The 18,339-nt window shown below is 71.2% G+C and carries 18 protein-coding genes; 7 read left to right on the top strand and 11 right to left on the bottom strand.

Annotated features, from left to right (window positions below; all coding sequences use genetic code 11):
• The 5 genes from AB0J33_RS08450 to AB0J33_RS08430 all read right to left on the bottom strand — a co-directional run bounded on the left by AB0J33_RS08450 (position 1) and on the right by AB0J33_RS08430 (position 4,903).
• The gene (locus tag AB0J33_RS08450) at positions 1-936 is read right to left on the bottom strand and encodes a sugar ABC transporter permease (protein ID WP_363611311.1); all 936 of its coding nucleotides are present in this window, start codon (positions 934-936) and stop codon (positions 1-3) included.
• Positions 933-2,036 carry a LacI family DNA-binding transcriptional regulator gene (locus AB0J33_RS08445; protein ID WP_363611309.1) on the bottom strand — a complete coding sequence of 368 codons (1,104 nt, stop codon included), beginning with the start codon at positions 2,034-2,036 and terminating at the stop codon, positions 933-935. Before AB0J33_RS08445 ends, AB0J33_RS08450 begins: the two co-directional genes overlap by 4 nt.
• Positions 2,037-2,217: 181 nt before the next feature.
• The gene (locus tag AB0J33_RS08440) at positions 2,218-3,843 is read right to left on the bottom strand and encodes an ABC-F family ATP-binding cassette domain-containing protein (RefSeq protein ID WP_363611307.1); all 1,626 of its coding nucleotides are present in this window, start codon (positions 3,841-3,843) and stop codon (positions 2,218-2,220) included.
• Between the two features lie 214 nt (positions 3,844-4,057).
• Entirely contained in the window at positions 4,058-4,237 is a 180-nt protein-coding gene (locus AB0J33_RS08435; RefSeq protein ID WP_363611305.1) for a hypothetical protein, read from the bottom strand.
• A gap of 60 nt (positions 4,238-4,297) precedes the next feature.
• The gene (locus AB0J33_RS08430; RefSeq protein WP_363611303.1) at positions 4,298-4,903 is read right to left on the bottom strand and encodes a TetR/AcrR family transcriptional regulator; all 606 of its coding nucleotides are present in this window, start codon (positions 4,901-4,903) and stop codon (positions 4,298-4,300) included.
• A 132-nt stretch (positions 4,904-5,035) separates the two neighbouring features.
• Between AB0J33_RS08430 and AB0J33_RS08425 the strand changes: the two genes are divergently transcribed.
• Positions 5,036-6,139, top strand: a complete 1,104-nt coding sequence (locus AB0J33_RS08425; RefSeq protein WP_363611301.1) for an aldo/keto reductase — start codon at positions 5,036-5,038, stop codon at positions 6,137-6,139.
• A 40-nt stretch (positions 6,140-6,179) separates the two neighbouring features.
• On the opposite strand, the gene AB0J33_RS08420 is transcribed toward AB0J33_RS08425, so the two are convergent.
• The 4 genes from AB0J33_RS08420 to AB0J33_RS08405 form a co-directional block, all read right to left on the bottom strand.
• On the bottom strand, positions 6,180-7,154 hold the full coding sequence (locus AB0J33_RS08420) for an alpha/beta fold hydrolase (RefSeq protein WP_363611299.1): 975 nt from the start codon (positions 7,152-7,154) through the stop codon (positions 6,180-6,182).
• A gap of 76 nt (positions 7,155-7,230) precedes the next feature.
• On the bottom strand, positions 7,231-8,127 hold the full coding sequence (locus AB0J33_RS08415) for an acetyltransferase (protein ID WP_363611297.1): 897 nt from the start codon (positions 8,125-8,127) through the stop codon (positions 7,231-7,233).
• Between the two features lie 157 nt (positions 8,128-8,284).
• Positions 8,285-9,484 (bottom strand): low temperature requirement protein A, encoded by a 1,200-nt coding sequence (locus AB0J33_RS08410; protein WP_363611295.1) that lies wholly within the window; start codon positions 9,482-9,484, stop codon positions 8,285-8,287.
• 112 nt (positions 9,485-9,596) lie between these two features.
• Positions 9,597-11,138 carry an NAD(P)/FAD-dependent oxidoreductase gene (locus AB0J33_RS08405; protein WP_363611292.1) on the bottom strand — a complete coding sequence of 514 codons (1,542 nt, stop codon included), beginning with the start codon at positions 11,136-11,138 and terminating at the stop codon, positions 9,597-9,599.
• 212 nt (positions 11,139-11,350) lie between these two features.
• Here AB0J33_RS08405 and AB0J33_RS08400 point away from each other — a divergent pair, with 212 nt between their 5' ends.
• The 4 genes from AB0J33_RS08400 (at position 11,351) to AB0J33_RS08385 (ending at position 14,418) form a co-directional block, all read left to right on the top strand.
• On the top strand, positions 11,351-12,313 hold the full coding sequence (locus AB0J33_RS08400; RefSeq protein ID WP_363611290.1) for an AraC family transcriptional regulator: 963 nt from the start codon (positions 11,351-11,353) through the stop codon (positions 12,311-12,313).
• Between the two features lie 116 nt (positions 12,314-12,429).
• The gene (locus AB0J33_RS08395) at positions 12,430-12,813 is read left to right on the top strand and encodes a MerR family transcriptional regulator (protein ID WP_363611288.1); all 384 of its coding nucleotides are present in this window, start codon (positions 12,430-12,432) and stop codon (positions 12,811-12,813) included.
• Complete coding sequence (gene trxA, locus AB0J33_RS08390; protein ID WP_363611286.1) at positions 12,792-13,139, top strand: thioredoxin; 348 nt, start codon at positions 12,792-12,794, stop codon at positions 13,137-13,139. The genes AB0J33_RS08395 and trxA overlap by 22 nt, the downstream gene beginning before the upstream one ends.
• Positions 13,140-13,413: 274 nt before the next feature.
• A complete protein-coding gene (locus AB0J33_RS08385) occupies positions 13,414-14,418 on the top strand; it encodes a glycosyl hydrolase (protein WP_363611284.1) in 1,005 nt (334 codons plus the stop codon).
• Between the two features lies 1 nt (position 14,419).
• Here AB0J33_RS08385 and AB0J33_RS08380 read toward each other — a convergent pair whose 3' ends face one another.
• Entirely contained in the window at positions 14,420-15,313 is an 894-nt protein-coding gene (locus AB0J33_RS08380) for an NAD(P)-dependent oxidoreductase (protein WP_363611282.1), read from the bottom strand.
• Positions 15,314-15,453: 140 nt separating this feature from the next.
• Between AB0J33_RS08380 and AB0J33_RS08375 the strand changes: the two genes are divergently transcribed.
• Complete coding sequence (locus AB0J33_RS08375; protein WP_196926210.1) at positions 15,454-15,873, top strand: PPOX class F420-dependent oxidoreductase; 420 nt, start codon at positions 15,454-15,456, stop codon at positions 15,871-15,873.
• 52 nt (positions 15,874-15,925) lie between these two features.
• On the opposite strand, the gene AB0J33_RS08370 is transcribed toward AB0J33_RS08375, so the two are convergent.
• Positions 15,926-16,825, bottom strand: coding sequence for a bile acid:sodium symporter family protein (locus AB0J33_RS08370; RefSeq protein ID WP_363611280.1), 900 nt, complete (start codon positions 16,823-16,825; stop codon positions 15,926-15,928).
• Positions 16,826-16,970: 145 nt separating this feature from the next.
• Here AB0J33_RS08370 and AB0J33_RS08365 point away from each other — a divergent pair, with 145 nt between their 5' ends.
• Positions 16,971-18,299 (top strand): glycoside hydrolase family 18 protein, encoded by a 1,329-nt coding sequence (locus AB0J33_RS08365; protein WP_363611278.1) that lies wholly within the window; start codon positions 16,971-16,973, stop codon positions 18,297-18,299.
• The last annotated feature ends 40 nt before the right edge of the window (positions 18,300-18,339 follow it).

The following is an 18,339-nucleotide window of genomic DNA, read 5'->3' as shown; positions in this document are numbered from 1 at the left end:
TCAGTTCGCCTCCCTGAGCCGGCGACGGAGATAGACCGCGAGCAGCGCGATGATGATCACGACCATGACGTTGCCGAGCGCCGCCGCGTAGCCGTAGTTGCCGTAGCGGAACGCCTCCTCGTACGCGAAGAGCATCGGCAGCATCGTCTTGCCACCCGGTCCACCCGCGGTCAGCACGTAGACCAGGCCGAACGAGTTGAAGTTCCAGATGAAGTCCAGCGAGGTGATCGCCACGATCACCGGCGCCAGCGCGGGCAGGGTGACGTGCCGGAACCGGTGCCAGGTGCTGGCCCCGTCCACCGCCGCCGCCTCGTGCAGCTCGCGACCCACGCCCTGCAGACCGGCGAGCAGCACGACGGTGGTCTGCGGCATGCCCGCCCAGACCCCGACGATGATCACCGCGGGCAGGGCGGTGCTGAAGTCGCCGAGCCAGTTCGTCCGCAGCCCGTCCGCGCCGACGCGGTGGAAGAACTCGTTGATCAGGCCGGCGTCGGGGTGGTAGACGAGCTTCCAGAGGATGCCGACCACGACCGGCGGCATCGCCCACGGCACGACGGCGAGCACCCGCGCCACACCTCGGAACCGCAGTTGCTGGTTGAGCAGCAGCGCCAGCCCGAGGGCGAGCAGGAACTGCAGCACCGTCACCCCGACCGCCCACAGCAGGCCGATCTTGAACGAGTTCCAGAACAGCTCGTCACCGAGGAGTTCCCGGTAGTTGGCCAGGCCGGTGAAGCTGACCTCGACGTTGCGCCCGGCACGGGCGTCGGTGAAGCCGAGGTAGATGCCGCGCAGCAGCGGAAACACCGACAGCACCAGGATCGGCAGCAGCGACGGCAGCAGCAGGAGGTAGATGGTGGTGCGCTCGGAGCGGAACCGGTTCGGCCGACGGGCCGACCCGGCCCGCTCGACGTCCGGGCGCTCGGTCAGGGTGGTCATGCGGTCACCCCTTCGCTGGACGGGTGCGTGGTCGGTGGGGCGGTCGGCCCGGTGGCGGGGCGGGGACCGGGCAGCGTCGCGGCGCTGGACGCGCGGACGACGAGGCTTGGCGGCACCTGCTCGCGCCGCGGCGGCAGGGCGGCGTCGGCGATGCGTTGCAGGAGCAGCTCGGCGGCCCGGCGACCACGCTCGGCCGAGCCGAGCGAGACGCTGGAGAGCTGGGGAAACATCATTCGGGCCAGTTCGGTGTCGTCCATGCCGACCAGGGCGACGTCCTGCGGCACCCGCCGACCGGCGGCCAGCAGGGCGTGCAACGCGCCGACCGCGATGAGGTCGTTGGCGCAGACCAGGGCGTCCGGGTCGGCGCGGGCGAGGAGTCGTTCGGTGGCGGCGCGGCCGGCCGCGTACTGGAAGTCGCCCACCTCGACCAGTTCGTCGTCGAGCGGGATGCCGTGTCGGGCCAGGGCGGCTCGGAACCCGGCGTCACGGGTGGCGCCCGGGACGGTGTCGAGCGGCCCGTTCACGAAGCCGATCCGCCGTCGGCCGGTGGCGACGAGATGGTCCACGGCCAGCGCCACACCGTGCCGCGAGTCGGTGCGCACGTTGTCGATCGGGGCGTCCGCGCCGAGCTGGCCGACGACCACCACCGGCACCGGGCTGTCCACCAGCGCGGTGAGGTGGTCGTCGGTGACCCGGATCGGCGAGACGATCATCCCGTCCACGTAGCGGTGGGCCAGCCGCCGCAGCAGGGCGGTCTCGTTGTCGATCCGCCCGCCGGTGGCGTGCACCAGCAGCTGCCGCCCGGAGGACGCGACCACGGCCTCGATGGCGCGCATCATCTCTACGTAGACCGGGTTGCCGATGTCCTCCACCGCGAGCGCCACGAGACCGGTGCGCTGCGACTGCAACGACCGGGCGATCGCGTTGGGCACGTAGCCCACCTCGGCCGCCGCCTCGCGAACCTTGCGGATCGTCTCGGGGCTGCCGCCGACTCCGTTGAGCACGCGGGAGGCGGACGCGATGGAGACGCCGGCGCGGGCGGCGACGGTGTGCACCGTGGGCCGACCGTCCGCCGATTCCTGTAAACGTTTACGACCCACGTTCGGCACCTCCATCCGGTAGCTGTAAACGTTTCCGGGGAGTCTGCTCCGCAGCCACCGGAGAGGTCAACCCCCGTTACGGAAACGTTTCCAACCCCCAGACCGGCGGGCTCACCCCGTTGATTATGAAGTTATTGCCACGACACGCCGCAGCGGAGGCGACAACTTCATGATCAACGGTTCAGGTGAGGGCCAGCGGGAGGGGCAGCTTTCGGGCTGACCACCGGGAGCGGAGTCTGCGGTCGTGGCTGGCGACGACGATGGCGCCCGGGCCGGTGCCCAGCGCGTCCTCCAGCTCGTCGCAGAGCGTCGGTGCGAGGTGGTTGGTCGGCTCGTCGAGCAGGAGCAGCTCCGGCGGGTCGGCGACGAGCACCGCGAGACCGAGGCGACGACGCTGACCGACCGACAGCTCGGCCACCGGGCGATCGAGATCCGCCGGGGCGAGCAGTCCGAGGGACGACAGCGGCACCGCCTCGGCCCGTTCCGGGCCGACCGCCGCGTCGAACACGTGCCGGGCCGTCCGCCAGGCATCGGCGAAGACGCTGTCCTGGGCGAGCAGGGCCACCCGCAGGCCCGGTCGTCGCCAGAGCCCGCCGGGGCAGGTCAGCTGACCGGCGAGGACGGCGAGCAGGGTGGACTTGCCCGCACCGTTGGGGCCGGTCACCAGCAGCCGGTCCCGGGCCCGGAGCTTCAGGTGCGGCACCCGCAGCCGACCGGGGACCTCCAGCCGGTCCGCCGTGACGACGACCTCGTCGCTGTCCCCGGTGGCGAGCACGGACGGGTGGAAGCGCAACGGCCGCGGCGGAACGGGAACCGGGTCACGCTCGATTCTCTCCAGTCGACGGGTGGCGTCGCGGACGCGACGGGCGACCTGGTTCTGGACCCGGCCGGCGGTGTGCCCGTACCCCATTTTCTCGCTGTCACGCGGTGCGCGGCCGTGCGCGACCTGATGCCCGGTCACGGCGGCGGCCTCGCGCAGGTCGGCGAGGAGCGCCTGTTCGTCGTGGTAGGCCCGGCGCCACCGTTCGGCCTCGGCGCGCTTCGCCGCCAGGTACGCCGAATAGCCGCCGCCGAAGCGAACCGGCCCGTCGACGGCCGGGTCCAGGTCGATGACATCGGTGCACACCGCGTCCAGGAAGGCCCGGTCGTGACTGGCCACCACGACCACCCCGGGCATGGCCCGCAGTTCGTCCTCGCAGAACGTGGCCGCCGCGTCGTCGAGGTGGTTGGTGGGCTCGTCGAGTAACAGCGCGCCCGGCCGGCGGATCAGCATCGCCGCGAGGGCGAGCCGGCCACGTTGCCCACCGGACAGCGCACCCAGCGCCCGGTCCGGGGGTAGCCCGCCGAGGCCGAGGCCGTCGAGCACCGTCCGGGCCCGCCGGTCGGCGTCCCAGGCGTCGCGGTCCTGCGCCCGCTCCAGAACCTCGCCGTACGCGGCCAGCAGCCGGTCGTGCCGCTCGGTGCCCTGCGGCGTCACGGCGAGCGTGGCACCGACCCGGTCCAGCTCGGCGAGGTCGGCACGAGCCTCGCGCAGCGCGTCGTCGAGGACAGCGGCGATGGTCGTGGCTGGAGTGAAGGGCAGCTCCTGGTGCAGGAAACCGACGTCCGGTGGGCGCGTGACGGTGCCGGATTCGGGTTCGTCGACGCCGGCGAGGACCCGCAGCAGGGTCGTCTTGCCGGTGCCGTTCTCACCGATCAGGCCGATCCGGTGACCGGAGGCGGCGGTCAGCGAGACGCCGTCGAGCACCCGGCGGTCACCGCGGACCCGGACGAGGTCCTGGGCGATGAGAGCAGGTCGAACAGACATGGGGAACCTCGGAGAACGTCGATCCGGGGCGCGCACCGGCGGCCCCGGCGGGAGCAGGGCATGACGACGGTGGCCGCGGCGACGGTGGCGCGATCACGCGCCCGTCGGCGGCCGGTCCGGGTGCTCACCCGGAGATGTCGTCGTCACCTGCCACGTCTGCTCCGATCTCCGGCGACTCGGGCGCAAGGATAACCCGACGCCCGTCGGCCTCGGCTCAGCTCCCGCCCATGCTCGACGAGCTGTTGTCCGACGAGTTTCCCCGGCGGGAGGTGTACCGGCCTGCCAGTCGACCGGCCCGGGCGCGACGCCCCAGCCCGCCGATGATCAGCAGCAGCAGCCCGGCGAAGAGCCCGATCCCACCGCCCACCAGCGCTGCCACCGTCCCAATCGACATGATCGACCGCCCCCTCTCCGACCGTGACCGGTACGGCCGGACGAGCAGATCCTGACACGATCAGGCGCTGCGGGCACCTGCCCGCAGACGTTCGATGGTGAGGTCGAGGACGGCTTCGAGGTGATCGATCTTTCCGGTGGAGAGCAGCAGCAGCACACCGCCCTGGATGCCGGCGAGCAGCGCCGCCGAGGCGCGGTCGGCGTCGACGTCCGCGGCGATGTCCCCGGTCGACTGCATCTGCCGGATTCCCTCCGCGATCGCCTTCTGCCAGCGCCACATGAGCCCGGTCACGATCGCCTGCGCGCCGGGCGCCCGCCGGCCGGTCTGGCCGAGCAGACCGTTGAGCGGACACTTGACCCCCTGCGCGAGGTACCGCTCGATCAGTCGGTCGCGCCAGGCCAGCCAGGCCGGCCAGGACGTCAGGTTGCTGAGCATCGGCTCCTGGTCGATGAGCACCTGATCGGCCTCGTGCTCGGCCACGGCCAGTAGCAACTCGTCCTTTCCGTTTGGAAAGTAGTGGAAGAGCTGGCCCTTGCTGGTGCCGGTGTGGGCCATCACGTCCTCGAGGCGTACCTCGTCGACGCCCCGCTCGCGGATCTCGGCGGCCGCCCCGGCGACGATGCGCGCCCGGGTCGCCTCGCCCTTGCGGGTCAACGCCCGTGTCATGAGACCTCCTGGTCTGGACCTGCGGGTCCAACCCTACCCCGGTTTTTGGACTTGCGGGTCCATTTTTGCCGAGCAAAGGTCAGGGACGCGCGGTCCGCGGCGGGCCGACACCACGATCGGGAGGACACCACGATGAACCACTACTACCTGCTCGGGCGTTCCGGTCTGCGGGTGAGCCGGCTGGCGCTGGGCACGATGAACTTCGGCGTCGACGGCTTCCACGCGGCGTACGGAAAGACCGAGGCGGAATCCGAGCCGATCTTCCGCCGGTACCTGGAGGCGGGCGGGAACCTCATCGACACGGCCGACTTCTACACCGCCGGAGAGAGCGAGAAGATCCTTGGCCGACTGATCGACCGGGCCGGCGTCCGCGAACGTGTCGTGCTCACCAGCAAGGCCACCAACACCGTCGACCCGACCGACCCGAACGCCAGCGGCAACGGTCGCAAGCACGTCACGCGGGCCGTGGAAGCCTCACTGCGCCGGCTCGGCACCGACTACATCGACCTGTACCTGCTGCACACCTGGGACCGGATCACCCCGGTGGAGGAGGTCGTGCACACCCTGGACGACCTGGTGCGCTCCGGCAAGATCCGGTACGCCGGACTCTCCGACGTACCGGCCTGGTACGCGGCTCGGGCGCAGAGCTACGCCGAGGCGCACGGGCTGGCCCCGATGATCAACGTCCAGCTGCCGTACTCCCTGGCTGGCCGGGACATCGAGACGGAGTTCGTGGCGATGGCCCAAACCCTGGGCATGGGCATCACCGCGTTCAGCCCGATCGGCGGCGGCCTGCTCAGCGGCAAGTACCGACGAACCAACGAGGGCCTGAGCGGGACCGGCCGGTTGACCAACCCCGACGCGCCGGGTCGGGAGATCAGCCCCAGCGCCTGGAAGGTCATCGAGGCCCTGGAGGGCGTGGCCGCCGACCTGGGTCGCAGCATGGCCCAGGTCGCGATCAACTGGGTGGCCACCCAGCCCGCCGTCGGTTCCGTGATCATCGGGGCGAGCACCCCCGAACAGATCGCCAGCAACTTCGGCGCGCTCGACTTCGAGATCCCGGCCGACGCCCGTCGCCGACTCGACGAGGCCAGCGCGCCGAACCTCGGCCTGCCGTACGCCATGTTCACCCCGCAGTACCAGTCCTGGGTGGTGAGCCCCGGCCTCGGCATCGGCGACAAGCCCACCGGCTACGCCCCGCCGGTGTTCAACGGCGTCACCTCGCCGACAATGTGAGCACCGTCCGGCGAGGGGGTACGTCGTCCGGGCCGGGGCGCTACCGGGAGGTCGACGCGTCGGTCGCCGACGTCGTCGCACCCTCGTAGAGGGCGACGTACCGTCGGCGCCACTCGTCGCCGTCGGTGCCGAGGGAGGCGAGGTTGAGGGTGTTGTGTTCGACGCCCAGCACCTCCGGCAGCGTGCACACCTCGAGCGGGATCGCGTTCGCGTCGGCTACCCGGCGGGGCACGTCCACCGCGGCTCGGAGGTCCACCACGGCGTCGAGTGGGCTGATCGCGACCGCCGCGGTCCGCAGACCGGTCCGTCGAGGCGGTTTCGGCAGCGTACGGGCGATCGTCAGGTACTGGGTGACGGCGGCGACGGAGTAGCCGCGCGACGTGACGCGGTCCCGGAGGATCCGGCGCCCGTACAGCGTGATGAGCGGTCTGACCGCGTAGGCCGGCGCCTGCCGCGGGTTCGGGCCGAAGAACGGCGAGAGCAACAGCAGATGCCGTACGACGTTGCCGGGCACCTGGGCCAGCCAGGTGGCCAGCACCGCGCCGCCGGAGATTCCCACGACACCGACCTCGTCGCCCAGGGCCTCCGCGACGGCCCACGCCTGCGCGGCGTACGTCGTCAGCTCACCGGCCTCGACCCGGTGGTGGGCCTTTCGGTCGACGGTCCCGTGCCGCGGTGCCCGGGGCACCCAGACGTTGTACCCACGGTCGAAGAACTCCTCGGCCAGCCCCGCGTACTGCTCGGGCGCGAGGGTGTAGCCGTGCAGCAGCAGCACGGCCCGGCCGGTACGGGAGCCGTGGCTCAGCAGGCGGCTGCGCGACTCTGGCCGAACCTCGGGATCCGCCGCCTCGGCGGCCATGCTGGCCTCGGCGGCGCGGGTGGCCGTGTCGAAGTCGAGCGGTCGCGGCGGCGCGACCCGTAGCCCACGGCGGGGCACCGGCCAGAGACAGAGCCCGGCGACCACAGCGCCGACCAGCGCGAACCCGCCAACGAGAAGCGCGATGATCACCGGCACGGTCAGATGTTGGCAGGAGCGCTGCTCGGCGTTGGCCGAGGGGGTGCGCCCGGGTGACCGGGCGCACCCCCGTCAGCTACTCCGTGGCGTGCGGCGGCGCGAAGGTGACCCGGGAGCGCAGTTGCCGGAAGCCGGTCCGTTCCAACTCCGCCAGCACCGCCACCCGGTGGGAGTCCACGTCGGCGATGACCTCGCGGGCGCCGCCGACGACCAGCACCCGGACCGCCTCGGCCAGCAACTCGGGACGGGCCGCCTCGTCGAAGAGGCCGAGATAGGCGAGCAGTGGGTAGCAGGCGTCGCCGAACGTTCCCACCAACCCGACCGGCTCGTCGGCGGCCAGCGCGATGCGCCACCTCTCGGTGGCGTCGCCCAGCCAGGCCAACGGGTCGGTGGCGAGGTCGACGCCGCCGACCGCCCACGCGATCTCGACACCGGTCAGCACGTCCGGCTCGGCGATCCGGGCGACCAGGGCGTTGATCTCCGCCAGGTCGACGGGTGTCCGGAAGTCGTACCGTCCGGAGGACGCCGGCAGGGGCGTGCCGGTCCAGGAACACCGGAGCCGCTCCCCCCGCTCGACCAGCCCGACGAGCCGGGCCGCCTCCATCGGTGCCCGCACCACGGCCAGCACCTCGGGTCGACGCCGCCAGTGCGCCGGCAGAGCCGCGTGGTAGAGACCGGGACCGCCGAGCGCCTCGTGGGCGGCGTGCAGCAACTCGGCGCCCACCTCCGGCTCGGCGGCCAGATCGAACCGCTCCAGCCAGGGGGCCCCGACGGCGCCCGGCGGACGGAGCCAGGCGGCCCGACCGACCAACCGGCCGGCGCGCAGCGCGACCCAGGTGGTCTCGGGCCGGTAGCCACCGCCGGCGATCCCGTCGGCGTACGCGACCTGGCGCAGTTGGGGCAGTGGATCGGGCATGGAGTCGAACAGGTTTTCCTCGCCCGCGACGAGCGGGCGGATGACCAGATCAGTCATTGGTTGGTCCTCCGGGAAGCGCGCGCCCCGGGTCAGATCCGCGCGGACGCCGGAGCGCGGAGGGGGCGCAGAACATCGGACATTGTTCTGACCTCCTTCCCACTCGACGGCGTGCCCGACGACCATACGTGCCGCGCTCGCCGGCCCGCAACGACTGTCACAGCGTCGGGTTGGTCTCCGCCCCCCGCTTGTGGGCCTGCTGGTCGTACAGAGTGATGCCGGCCAGGATCACCGCCGCGACGGCCGCCACGGCGACCGGCGGGAGCAGCACCATCGGCGGAGCCGCCACGACCAGCGCCGCCACGCCGAGGTATAGCGCCCGACATCGCGGCGCGGACCGGTTCTCCCGCTCCAGGGTGCTGCGCCCGATCAGGAACAGCACCGGGCCGCCGAAGATGATGGCCACCAGCGCCCAGTCGATGGGCGGGTGCGGATCCTCGATGACCTGCCCGAAGCCGACGGCGGTGCAGATGATGCCTCCGACGATGAGCAGCAGGCTGTAGCTCGCCCACCGCGACAGTTGGATCCCCTCCCCGCTCGGGGTCGAGGCAGGGCCGGACCTGACGTGGTAGAAGTAGATCCGCCAGAACGAGACGACCGCCACGAACGAGGCGACGAGGGTGATGGTCCCCCCGGTCGAGAAGCCGGGGAAGCTGACGGCGGCGCCGGCTTCGAGCACCACCTCGGCCAGCGCGATCATGAAGAACTGGTTGTACCGCTCGGCGAGGTGCTCCTCCGAGACGGTGACCGCAAGGCTGTTGAGCTGTCTCCCGCCCATCCGGGGCAGGGGGTAGGTGGTGGCGGCGCCGATCATCTCGATGGCGAGCGCGAGGGTCCAGAAGACGCCCCGGCCGAGACCACCGCTGATGCCACCACCGATCCACAGCACGCCGGACGCCAGGTGCCAGGTCAGCACCCGGAGCGAGAACGTGTGCACCACGTGACCGCGCAGGGCGAACGCCAGGAAGAGCGGCCGGCCGACCTGGATGACGACGTAGGTGCAGGCGAAGACGACGCCACGCTGACCGAAGGCCTGCGGCAACGAGACCGCCAACACCAGCGTGCCGAACATCGTCACCAGCAGGACTGCCTGGAGATCGGGACGTCGGGGGTCGTAGGTGCTGGCCAGCAGAGCGTTGAGCGACCAGATCATCCACATCGCCGTGAAGAACAGGACCGTCTGGCCGGCCTCGGACAGCAGCGTGTGCCGGACGATGGTCAGGTCGTCGGCCACCCGCCCGGCGAGGCGGGCCAGCGCGAAGACGTAGACGATGTCGAAGAGCAGTTCCAGGACGGTCGCCGAGCGTGGGCTTCTGCTGTCCCCGAGCCCACGGAACAACTCGGCGCGCGTCAGCACGGACGGCGGGATAGCTCAGCCGGCCACGGCCGCCGGCACGGGCACATGACGGTGACCGTGTTCCGCTGCCATCGTCCCCGAGCCTCCTCGCCGGTCGGTCCCGCGTGGTCCCCTATCTGCGCACTTTATCCATCTTTATCGGGCCCTCGTCGCCGATGGCGGATTCCGGGTCGGCGGTACGGCGGATCATCTGTGCGGTCACCCCGCGGTACGAGCCCGGATCCACCGGGAACAGCCACTGCCGGGCCCGGGTCAGCGGGCCGACGTTGAGCCCCAACTCGTCGAGCACCTCGTCGATGTTGTGCATCGAGAACGGGATGATGTTCGTGCCGCGAGCGTGCCGTCCGTTGGTGCGCGCCGTCATCCAGGCCAGCCGGGCGCGTACCTCGTCGCGCATCCGGCCCTCGGTCGGCAGGGTGATCCCACCCCGCAGGTACGCGGCCGTCCAGACCGCCGCCATCTCCGCGCTGAGCGGGCTGAAGAACGACGAGTTGTAGCCGGCGAACGTCAACCGCGGTACGCCGATCGGCAGGATCTGGCGGTAGAGCATGAAGTTGCCGGCCTCGTCCTGGAGCCGGGCGTGCAACGCGTCGTCGAAGAACGGCACGTGCTGGCGGAAGCCGGTGCCACAGATCACCAGGTCGGCGGGGAGCACCGTGCCGTCGGCCAGTCGGGCGGCGGGCCGGCCCCGGTCGACCAGCAACTCGGTGATCACCTGATCCCGGTGCACGGCGATGCGGCCGTCGGTGACCCGCTCGAAGAAGCCCTCCGTGCCGAGGCTGACCGTGCTGCGGGCGATGTCCTCGAAGCTGCCGTGGGGCACCAGGCCCAGCTCGCGCAGGTTGAACTGCCGGGTCGCGACCGAGCCGACGCTGTCCACCATGCGTCGGCGCAGGCCGTTCCCCGGGCCGTGCAGGAACCGCTCGAACCCCTTCAGGTGCAGGTAGCGGAACAGCGCCTCGCCCATGCGGGTGAGCAGCAGGTACTTGTAGTTGAGCGCGCCGCCGAGCTTGCGGGGCATCTTCCAGAGCAGTTCGCGGGCCACCACGTGGGTCTGGGCGGCCACCTCGCTCACCGGGACCGCCACGTCGCAGGACGACTTGCCGTACCCGACGACGAGGACGTTCCTCCCTCGGGCCGCGTCGATGTCGTGGAACTCCCCCGTCGCCAGCACGCGCCCTCCGGCGGCGGCGAAGCTCGTGTGCCCCGCGAAGGACGGGACGTGCGGGTCGGAGAAGATGCCGTTGGCGACGACCAGGTGGTCGTACCGTTCCACAGTCAGCGGGTCCTGGGCGTCCGCCGGCCGCGACGAGACCAGCCAGCCGGTCTCGTCGTGCACGAGTTCGGCGGAGACGACCTCGGTGGCCAGGCGCAGCGTGCCGGCCAGCCCGAACTTCTCCACGTAGCTCTCCAGGTACCGCTGGACCTGCTCACCCGACGGCCACTGCGGGTAGTGGGCGGGCATCGGCAGGTCGGAGAGGTGGTACGTGCCCTTGTCGTTCTGGGTGTGCAGGCCGGGGTAGCGCCGGGTACGACTCCACACCCCACCGACGTCGGGCGCCCGCTCGAACACGGTGACGTCGAACCCGCTCTGCCGCAGCACCTTCGCGGCGCTCACACCGGCGAATCCGGCACCGACGACGGCAATCCTCATGGTCTCCTCCGTAGTACGCGAACCGCGCCACCGCTGACCGCCCGCGGTGCCCGCACGCTAGCGAGCAGGCCGGGAGGGTCGCTATCCGCGCGACGCGGGCGGTATCCGCAGTACGCAGCCGGACCGTTCTCCTGTCGGGTCGACGGCTTTCGGGACTGTTTCGACCCGGACAGGCCGTACGGTCAGCGCGACGGGACGCCCGGGAGGTGTCGATGGATGCGGTCACGGTCCGGACGGACGACGTCGACGAGGCTCGCGCCGAGGTGGGCCGGGTCTTCTGTCCGCACCGGCTCACCCCGCAGACGGGCGTGCGCAGCGTGCACCTGCGGATGGCAGCGCGCCGGGCCGGCGGTGTCGGCGTCGTCGACCTCGACTACGGCCAGGCGGTGCGCATCCAACCGCCCGCCCTGGAGACCTTCTACCTCGTGCAGATCCCCCTCGCCGGCAGCACGGTGGTCCGGCACGCCGGTCGGACGGTGACCTCGACACCCGACGTCGCCTCGGTCCTGTCGCCGTACGACCCGTCGGACATGCGCTGGTCCGAGGGGTCACCACACCGGATCTTCTACGCCGACCGGCAGGCCGTCGACCGGGAACTCGCCCGGCTGCTGGGCCGGCCGGTGGATGAACCGGTCCACCTCGACATCGGCATGGTCATGACCACCCCGACGGCGCAGGCGTGGGCACGCGGGGTGGCGTTCCTCGCCGACGAGTTGTCGCAGCCGGCGGACGCGTCCCTGTTCGACCACCCGCAGGTCGCAGCCCGCTTCGAACAGGGGCTCATCGGCAAACTGTTGCTGGCCCACCGGCACAGCCATTCCCACCTGCTCGCCGAGCCGGCCCACCACCCCCACCCCGGGCGTCTCGTCCGCCGGGCCTGCGCGCTGATCTCCGAACACCACGGCGAGGCACTGACCGTCGGTGACGTCGCCGAGGCGCTGCGGGTGAGCGTACGCACGCTGCAGGACTGTTTCCGCCGTGAGTTGCAGACGACCCCGACGGCGTACCTGCGGGCCTGCCGGCTCGACGCGGCGCACCGCACGCTCCGGTCGGCGGCGCCGGGGGCGTCCGTGACGACGGTCGCCCTGCAACACGGCTTCGCGCACCTCGGTCGGTTCGCGACGGAGTACCGCAGCCGCTTCGGCGAGTCGCCGTCGACGACCCTGCGCCGCTGACGACCGTCGCCTCGTTTCGGCGCCCGTACGGCCGGCCGTGCGGCGTCAGCGGCACCTTGCCTTGACGCCGACGACAAGGTCTAGCGTGGTCGCCACGGGCCGATGGAGGAGGTCGGATGCTGATCGGCGAGCTGGCTGAGCGGGCCGGGACGAGCCCTCGCACGCTGCGCTACTACGAGGCGCACGGACTGGTACGGGCGCGGCGCTCCGCCAACGGCTACCGCGTCTACGACGAGGCGGAGCTACGCGTCGTACGGGAGATCCGGGCGCTGCTCGACGTCGGCTTCGGCCTCGACGACGTCCGCCCGTTCGTCGCCTGCCTCCGGGCCGGCAACACGTCCGGCGACGTCTGCCCGGACTCGGTGCTGGTGCTGCGGCGCAAGATCGTCGAGGTCGACGCCGTCATCGACCGGCTCGGCGCGGTACGCCGGCAACTGCACACCCAACTCACCCAGGCGATCGCACACCGGGAGGAAACATGCCCCAGGAGACGGACCTAGGCTCGCTTGTCACCGTCACCGACGACACGTTCGCGGAGCTGGTTCTGGCCAGCGACCGGCCCGTGGTCGTCGACTTCTGGGCGGACTGGTGTCCGCCCTGCAAGGCCATCGAGAAGAGCCTCGCCGAGCTGGCCCAGGAGTTCGGCGACCGGATGGTCGTGGCGAAGCTCAACTCCGACGAGAACCCGAGGGCGACCCGTACCTACCGGGTGATGTCCCTGCCGACGCTGCTCGTGTTCCGTCAGGGCGAGGTCGTCGGCTCCACCGTGGGGTCCAGGCCGAAGACGTACCTGCGTCAGACCCTGACCGCACAGGCCGGGTGGTAACGCGCACGGTGTGCGTCCGCCGCGCCGTCGGACACCAGGTGGTGATCGACGGCCGGCATCGGCGGTGGAAATCGTTATCCCGGCGCGGCCGGCCAGTCTCCTGAGGGGAGGCAGATGGCGGATCTTCCGTCATCGCCCACATCAGGCAGCGGTACGACCACGTGAAGGAGTCGAGACGATGCGCGCAACCGGTCAGGGTGAAGCGGACGCCGTGAGGGGGAACCGGGGCGCTCACGCGGATCCGCGACGCGGGTTACTCGGCCTCCCGATCGGCGTGCGGCGTCTGCTGTGGCCGCTCGTCGTGGCCGCCGTGGTCGCCGTCCTGGTGACCGGTGTGATCGTCGTGGTGCAGCCGACCGGGCCGACGCCCGCCCCCGCGGCGACGCAGGCGCTCGACGTGCCGCCGGTCACCAGCCCGCAGCCCAGCGCACCGAGCGCGACCACGCCCGCCGCCACCACGAGCCCGGCGGGAACGACCCCGACCTCGACGCCGACGGCGAAGCCGACGACCGGACGGCCGGTCGCCCCGGCGGCGCCGGCGGTGACGTCGAAGCGCAAGGGCGTCGGGGTGTGGACCTTCGACGGCGTCAGCCAGGCGTTGGCCAACTCCGGGGCGAGTTGGTACTACACCTGGGACGTGGCCCACTCCGGCGTCACCAGCCCGAAGGGCGCCGAGTTCGTCCCGATGATCTGGGGGGCGAAGAGCGTCACCGCCACCAACCTGCAACGGGCCAAGAGCAACGGCCGCTACCTGCTCGGGTTCAACGAGCCGGACCTGAAGGGCCAGGCCGAGATGACCGTCGAGCAGGCGTTGGAGCTGTGGCCGCAGTTGCAGGCCACCGGCCTTCCGCTGGGCAGCCCGGCGGTGGCCTGGGGCGGCGACCGGCCCGGCGAGTGGCTCGACCGGTTCATGGCCGGGGCGAAACAGCGTGGCTACCGCGTCGACTTCATCGCCCTGCACTGGTACGGCGGCGACTTCATTACCGCCAACGCGGTCAACCAGCTGAAGTCGTACCTCCAGGCGGTGCACGACCGCTACCAGCTGCCGATCTGGCTCACCGAGTTCGCCCTGATCGACTTCTCCAACGGCGTCCGCTTCCCCACCCAGGCACAGCAGGCCGCGTTCCTCACCGCGGCGACGAAGATGTTGGGCGGCCTGGCCTGGCTACAGCGGTACGCGTGGTTCGGCCTGCCCGCCACGGACAAGGATCAGAGCGGGCTGTTCCGGACCGGCAGCACCGCCACCGCCGTGGGCCGCGCCTACCAGGCGGCGCGCTGACCTACGCCCGGTCGACATGGTTCCGCCAGGAGTGCTGCGGCTCGTACCCCAGCACCCGGCGGGCCTTGTCGATGCTGAGCAGGGTTTCGTGCTCCCCCAGCTCCTTACGGATCTCGACGCCCGGGTAGACCTCCGCCATCAGGCTGGCGCTGGACCTGGTCATGACGGTGTCGGCGTTGGCGATGATGAAGACGTCGGCACCGGGCTGGTCGTGGGCGAGCGCGCGCTCGACCGCCTGGGCCCCGTCGCGGGCGTCGATGTAGCCCCACAGGTTCCACCGGCGCAGCCGGGGGTCGGCGTCGAACGAGGGGAACGGCGCGTAGTCCTCGACGTCCATCACGTTGGAGAAGCGCAGACCCACCATGACCAGCTCCGGGTCCCACCGGCAGAAGTGCCGGGCCATCTCCTCCTCCAGGGCCTTGTTCAGCGAGTACGTCGACTCGGGTCGCGGCGCGTACTCCTCGTCGACCGGCGCGTACGGCGGCGGGGTGTCGAACGGCAACCCCAGCACGGTCTCACTCGACGCCCACACCACCCGCTTGATTCCGGCCGCCCGCGCCGCCGCGAACACGTTGTACGTCGCCGCCGAGTTGTTCGCGAAGGTGCTCGCGTTCGACATCAGCCCGGGGGCCGGGACCGCCGCCAGGTGCACGACGGCGTCGATGCCGCCCGCGTGTTCGTCGGCGCCCCCGGTGAACGCCTCCACCACCTGCCCGTAGTCGGTCAGGTCGGCCAGGAGGAACTCGCCGTGCACGTCGCGCGGGTCGCGCCCGCCGGCGCGGTCCACCGCCAGCACGTCGATGCCCACGGCGCGCAGGTGGGTGACCACGGCTCGGCCGAGCTTGCCGGTGGCACCGGTGACGACGACACGACTGGGCAGTGCGGGACTGGTCATGACCACATCTTCGCCGCAGGCGGCGTCGGCTCGGCAGTCGGGTGGGTACGGGTCGCCGCGCCACGAAGCCGATCCGAGCGCGATCGGGACCGGTGGTGCGTAACGTGCAGGGGTAAACGCTGTCGCGACGAGGAGACCTCATGTCCAAGCCACCGCTTCCCGAGGCCGCGGTCGCCATGCTCCAGAAGCCGAACCCCGCCGTCATGACCACGCTGCGCAACGGTGGTCAGCCGGTGTCCGCCGCCACCTGGTACCTGTGGGAGGACGGCCGGATCCTGGTGAACATGGACGAGAGCCGCCGCCGGCTGGAGCACGTCCGCAACGACCCCCGGGTCTCGCTCACCGTGCTGGACGAGGCCGGCTGGTACACCCACGTGAGCATCATCGGCCACGTCGCCGAGCTGCGCCCCGACGAGGGTCTCGCGGACATCGACCGGTTGTCGAAGCACTACACGGGCAACGCGTACCCACGGCGGGAACGCGCCCGGGTCAGCGCCCTGATCGAGATCGACCGCTGGCACGGCTGGGGCGCGCAGAAGGACAACAACCAGGTCGGCTGACCGCCGCCGACCACCCTGACGCCCCGACGGCCGCCGTCGGGGCGTCCGGGCGTCAGCGCAGCGGCCGGTCGGGCGTCAGGGCGTTGGCGGGCCGGGTGCCGACGCGGGTCACCAGGTAGCCGAAGGCCGCCGCGGTGAAGAACATGACGATGCCGTAGACGGCGCCCGGGATCGCCATCTGGGTGCTGTCGAGCAGCGCTGGGCTGAGCGCGATCGTGATGGCCAGGGCGCTGTTGTGGATGCCGGTCTCGAACCCGGCGGCCGTCGCGGCGCTCCGGTCGACTCCGGCGAGCCGGGGCACGCCGTACCCGATGGCGAGGCTGAGCAGGTTGAAGGCGAGTACGGCCAGGCCGACCGACACGAAGTATTCGGCGACCGTCTCGCGCTCGCCGAGGACCGTGCCGGCGATCACCGCGACGAGCACGATGACGGAGAGGATCCGGACCGGGCGGTGCAGCCGCTCGGCGACGTGCGGCACCCGCGCCCGGATCAGCATGCCGACGGCGACCGGCAGGAGCACGACGGCGAAGACCTGGAGGATCTTGTCGGTCTGTAGGCCGATGCTCCGTCCGTCGGGCAGGAAGTACGCCGCCGACAGGTTGACCAGGATCGGCAGGGTGAACACGGCGAGCACCGAGTTGATGGCGGTCAGGGTGATGTTGAGGGCCACGTGCCCGCCGAACAGGTGGCTGTAGAGGTTGGCCGTGGTGCCGCCGGGCGAGGCGGCCAGCAGCATCATGCCGACGGCCAGCTCGGGCGCCAGGTCGAACGCGAGGACGAGGCAGAAGCAGAGCGCCGGTAGCACCAGCATCTGGCACACCAGCGCGATGACGGCGGCTCGTGGGTGATGGGCCACCCGGCGGAAGTCCGCCACGGTCAGGCTGAGCCCGAGACCGAGCATGATGATGCCGAGGGCGACGGGAAGTCCGATCAGAATCACGGCGGAGTCCATGGCACAACATCGTTAACATCCGGTAACGCCGTCACAATCCCCCATGTGGACGGACGGCCCTTGACCCCGGACGGTGGCCGGCTTAACTTCATCAATCAGATAACTCTCTTTACTAATTCTGTCTGATTCTCGTGGGAGTGTGCCGATGCGACCATTCCGCCACCGCCGTCTCACCGCCGTCGTCGCCCTGGCGACCCTGCTGGTCACCGCCGCTCCGCCCACCGCCGCCAGCGCCGGTGACAACCACCAGCGCCGCACCGGTTACCACCGGGTCGGCTACTTCACCCAGTGGGGCATCTACGGCCGGGCCTTCCCGGTCAAGAAGCTCGACACCTCCGGGGCGGCGAGCCGCCTCACCCACCTCAACTACGCCTTCGGCAATGTCAGCGAGGACGGCCGCTGCTACCTGGACGGCGGGCCGGGTGAGGGCGACGCCTGGGCGGACTACCAGCGTCCGGCGCCCGCCGAGGAGAGCGTCGACGGCGTCGCGGACGCGCCGGGCCAGGCACTCAACGGCAACTTCGGCCAGCTCGCCAAGCTCAAGGCCAAGCACCCGGACCTGAAGGTGCTGATCTCGCTGGGCGGTTGGAGCTGGTCGACGTACTTCTCGAACGCGGCCCGCACCGACGCCTCCCGCAAGGCGTTCGTCACGTCCTGCATCGACCTCTACCTCAAGGGCAACCTCCCGGGCAGCACCCCGGGTGCCGGCGCCGGCGTCTTCGACGGCATCGACCTCGACTGGGAGTGGCCCGGCTCGGAGGGCGAGCCCGGCAACGTCATCCGCCCGGAGGATCGGGAGAACTTCACCAAACTGCTCGCCGAGTTCCGCCGGCAGCTCGACGCGTACGGGCGCACGACCCGGGCGCACCACCCGTTGACCGCGTTCCTGCCGGCCAGCCCGGCCACCATGGACGCCGGCTACGAGGGTCGCAAGATTTTCAGGTACCTGGACTTCGCCACCGTGCAGGGGTACGACTTCCACGGCGGCTGGGACGCGCGGGCCAACCAGCAGTCGGCGCTGCGGGTCCCGGCGGGCGCGCCGGACGATCCGGACTTCTCCGTCGAGGTGGCCATCGACGGGTGGATCACCCGTGGCGCGCCGCGGGACAAACTCGTCCTCGGCATTCCGTACTACGGTCGCGGGTGGACCGGTATCACCGGTGGCGGCAACGGCCTGTTCCAGCCGGCCACCGGGCCCGCGCCGGCCACCTTCGACGCCGGGTACGAGGACTACAAGAAGCTCAAGACGCTTGCCGGTAACGGCTACACGGTGCACCGCGACCTGCGCGCCGGGCACGCCTGGCTGTTCGACGGTACGACGTTGTGGACGTACGACGACCCGGCTGTCGTGTTGCAGAAGACGCTCTACATCCGACGGGCCGGCCTGGCCGGCGCGATGATCTGGTCGCTCGACGGTGACGACGACAACGCCACGTTGACCAAGACCATCGGCGTCGGCCTCACAACCTGGTAGCCCTACCCGATCCACGATCCACCCGGCCCGTCGCCGGTCG

Source organism: Micromonospora sp. NPDC049645, assembly GCF_040675155.1.
GTDB lineage: Bacteria > Actinomycetota > Actinomycetes > Mycobacteriales > Micromonosporaceae > Micromonospora.
Note: the sequence above shows the minus strand (reverse complement) of the source record. Positions and strands in the feature narration are given on the sequence as shown.

Coding starts and splice junctions, on each gene's coding strand:
- AB0J33_RS08450 (WP_363611311.1), bottom strand. CDS start 936: ATGACCACCCTGACCGAGCGCCCGGACGTCGAGCGGGCCGGGTCGGCC.
- AB0J33_RS08440 (WP_363611307.1), bottom strand. CDS start 3,843: ATGTCTGTTCGACCTGCTCTCATCGCCCAGGACCTCGTCCGGGTCCGC.
- AB0J33_RS08435 (WP_363611305.1), bottom strand. CDS start 4,237: ATGTCGATTGGGACGGTGGCAGCGCTGGTGGGCGGTGGGATCGGGCTC.
- AB0J33_RS08430 (WP_363611303.1), bottom strand. CDS start 4,903: ATGACACGGGCGTTGACCCGCAAGGGCGAGGCGACCCGGGCGCGCATC.
- AB0J33_RS08425 (WP_363611301.1), top strand. CDS start 5,036: ATGAACCACTACTACCTGCTCGGGCGTTCCGGTCTGCGGGTGAGCCGG.
- AB0J33_RS08415 (WP_363611297.1), bottom strand. CDS start 8,127: ATGACTGATCTGGTCATCCGCCCGCTCGTCGCGGGCGAGGAAAACCTG.
- AB0J33_RS08405 (WP_363611292.1), bottom strand. CDS start 11,138: ATGAGGATTGCCGTCGTCGGTGCCGGATTCGCCGGTGTGAGCGCCGCG.
- AB0J33_RS08400 (WP_363611290.1), top strand. CDS start 11,351: ATGGATGCGGTCACGGTCCGGACGGACGACGTCGACGAGGCTCGCGCC.
- AB0J33_RS08395 (WP_363611288.1), top strand. CDS start 12,430: ATGCTGATCGGCGAGCTGGCTGAGCGGGCCGGGACGAGCCCTCGCACG.
- trxA (WP_363611286.1), top strand. CDS start 12,792: ATGCCCCAGGAGACGGACCTAGGCTCGCTTGTCACCGTCACCGACGAC.
- AB0J33_RS08380 (WP_363611282.1), bottom strand. CDS start 15,313: ATGACCAGTCCCGCACTGCCCAGTCGTGTCGTCGTCACCGGTGCCACC.
- AB0J33_RS08375 (WP_196926210.1), top strand. CDS start 15,454: ATGTCCAAGCCACCGCTTCCCGAGGCCGCGGTCGCCATGCTCCAGAAG.
- AB0J33_RS08370 (WP_363611280.1), bottom strand. CDS start 16,825: ATGGACTCCGCCGTGATTCTGATCGGACTTCCCGTCGCCCTCGGCATC.
- AB0J33_RS08365 (WP_363611278.1), top strand. CDS start 16,971: ATGCGACCATTCCGCCACCGCCGTCTCACCGCCGTCGTCGCCCTGGCG.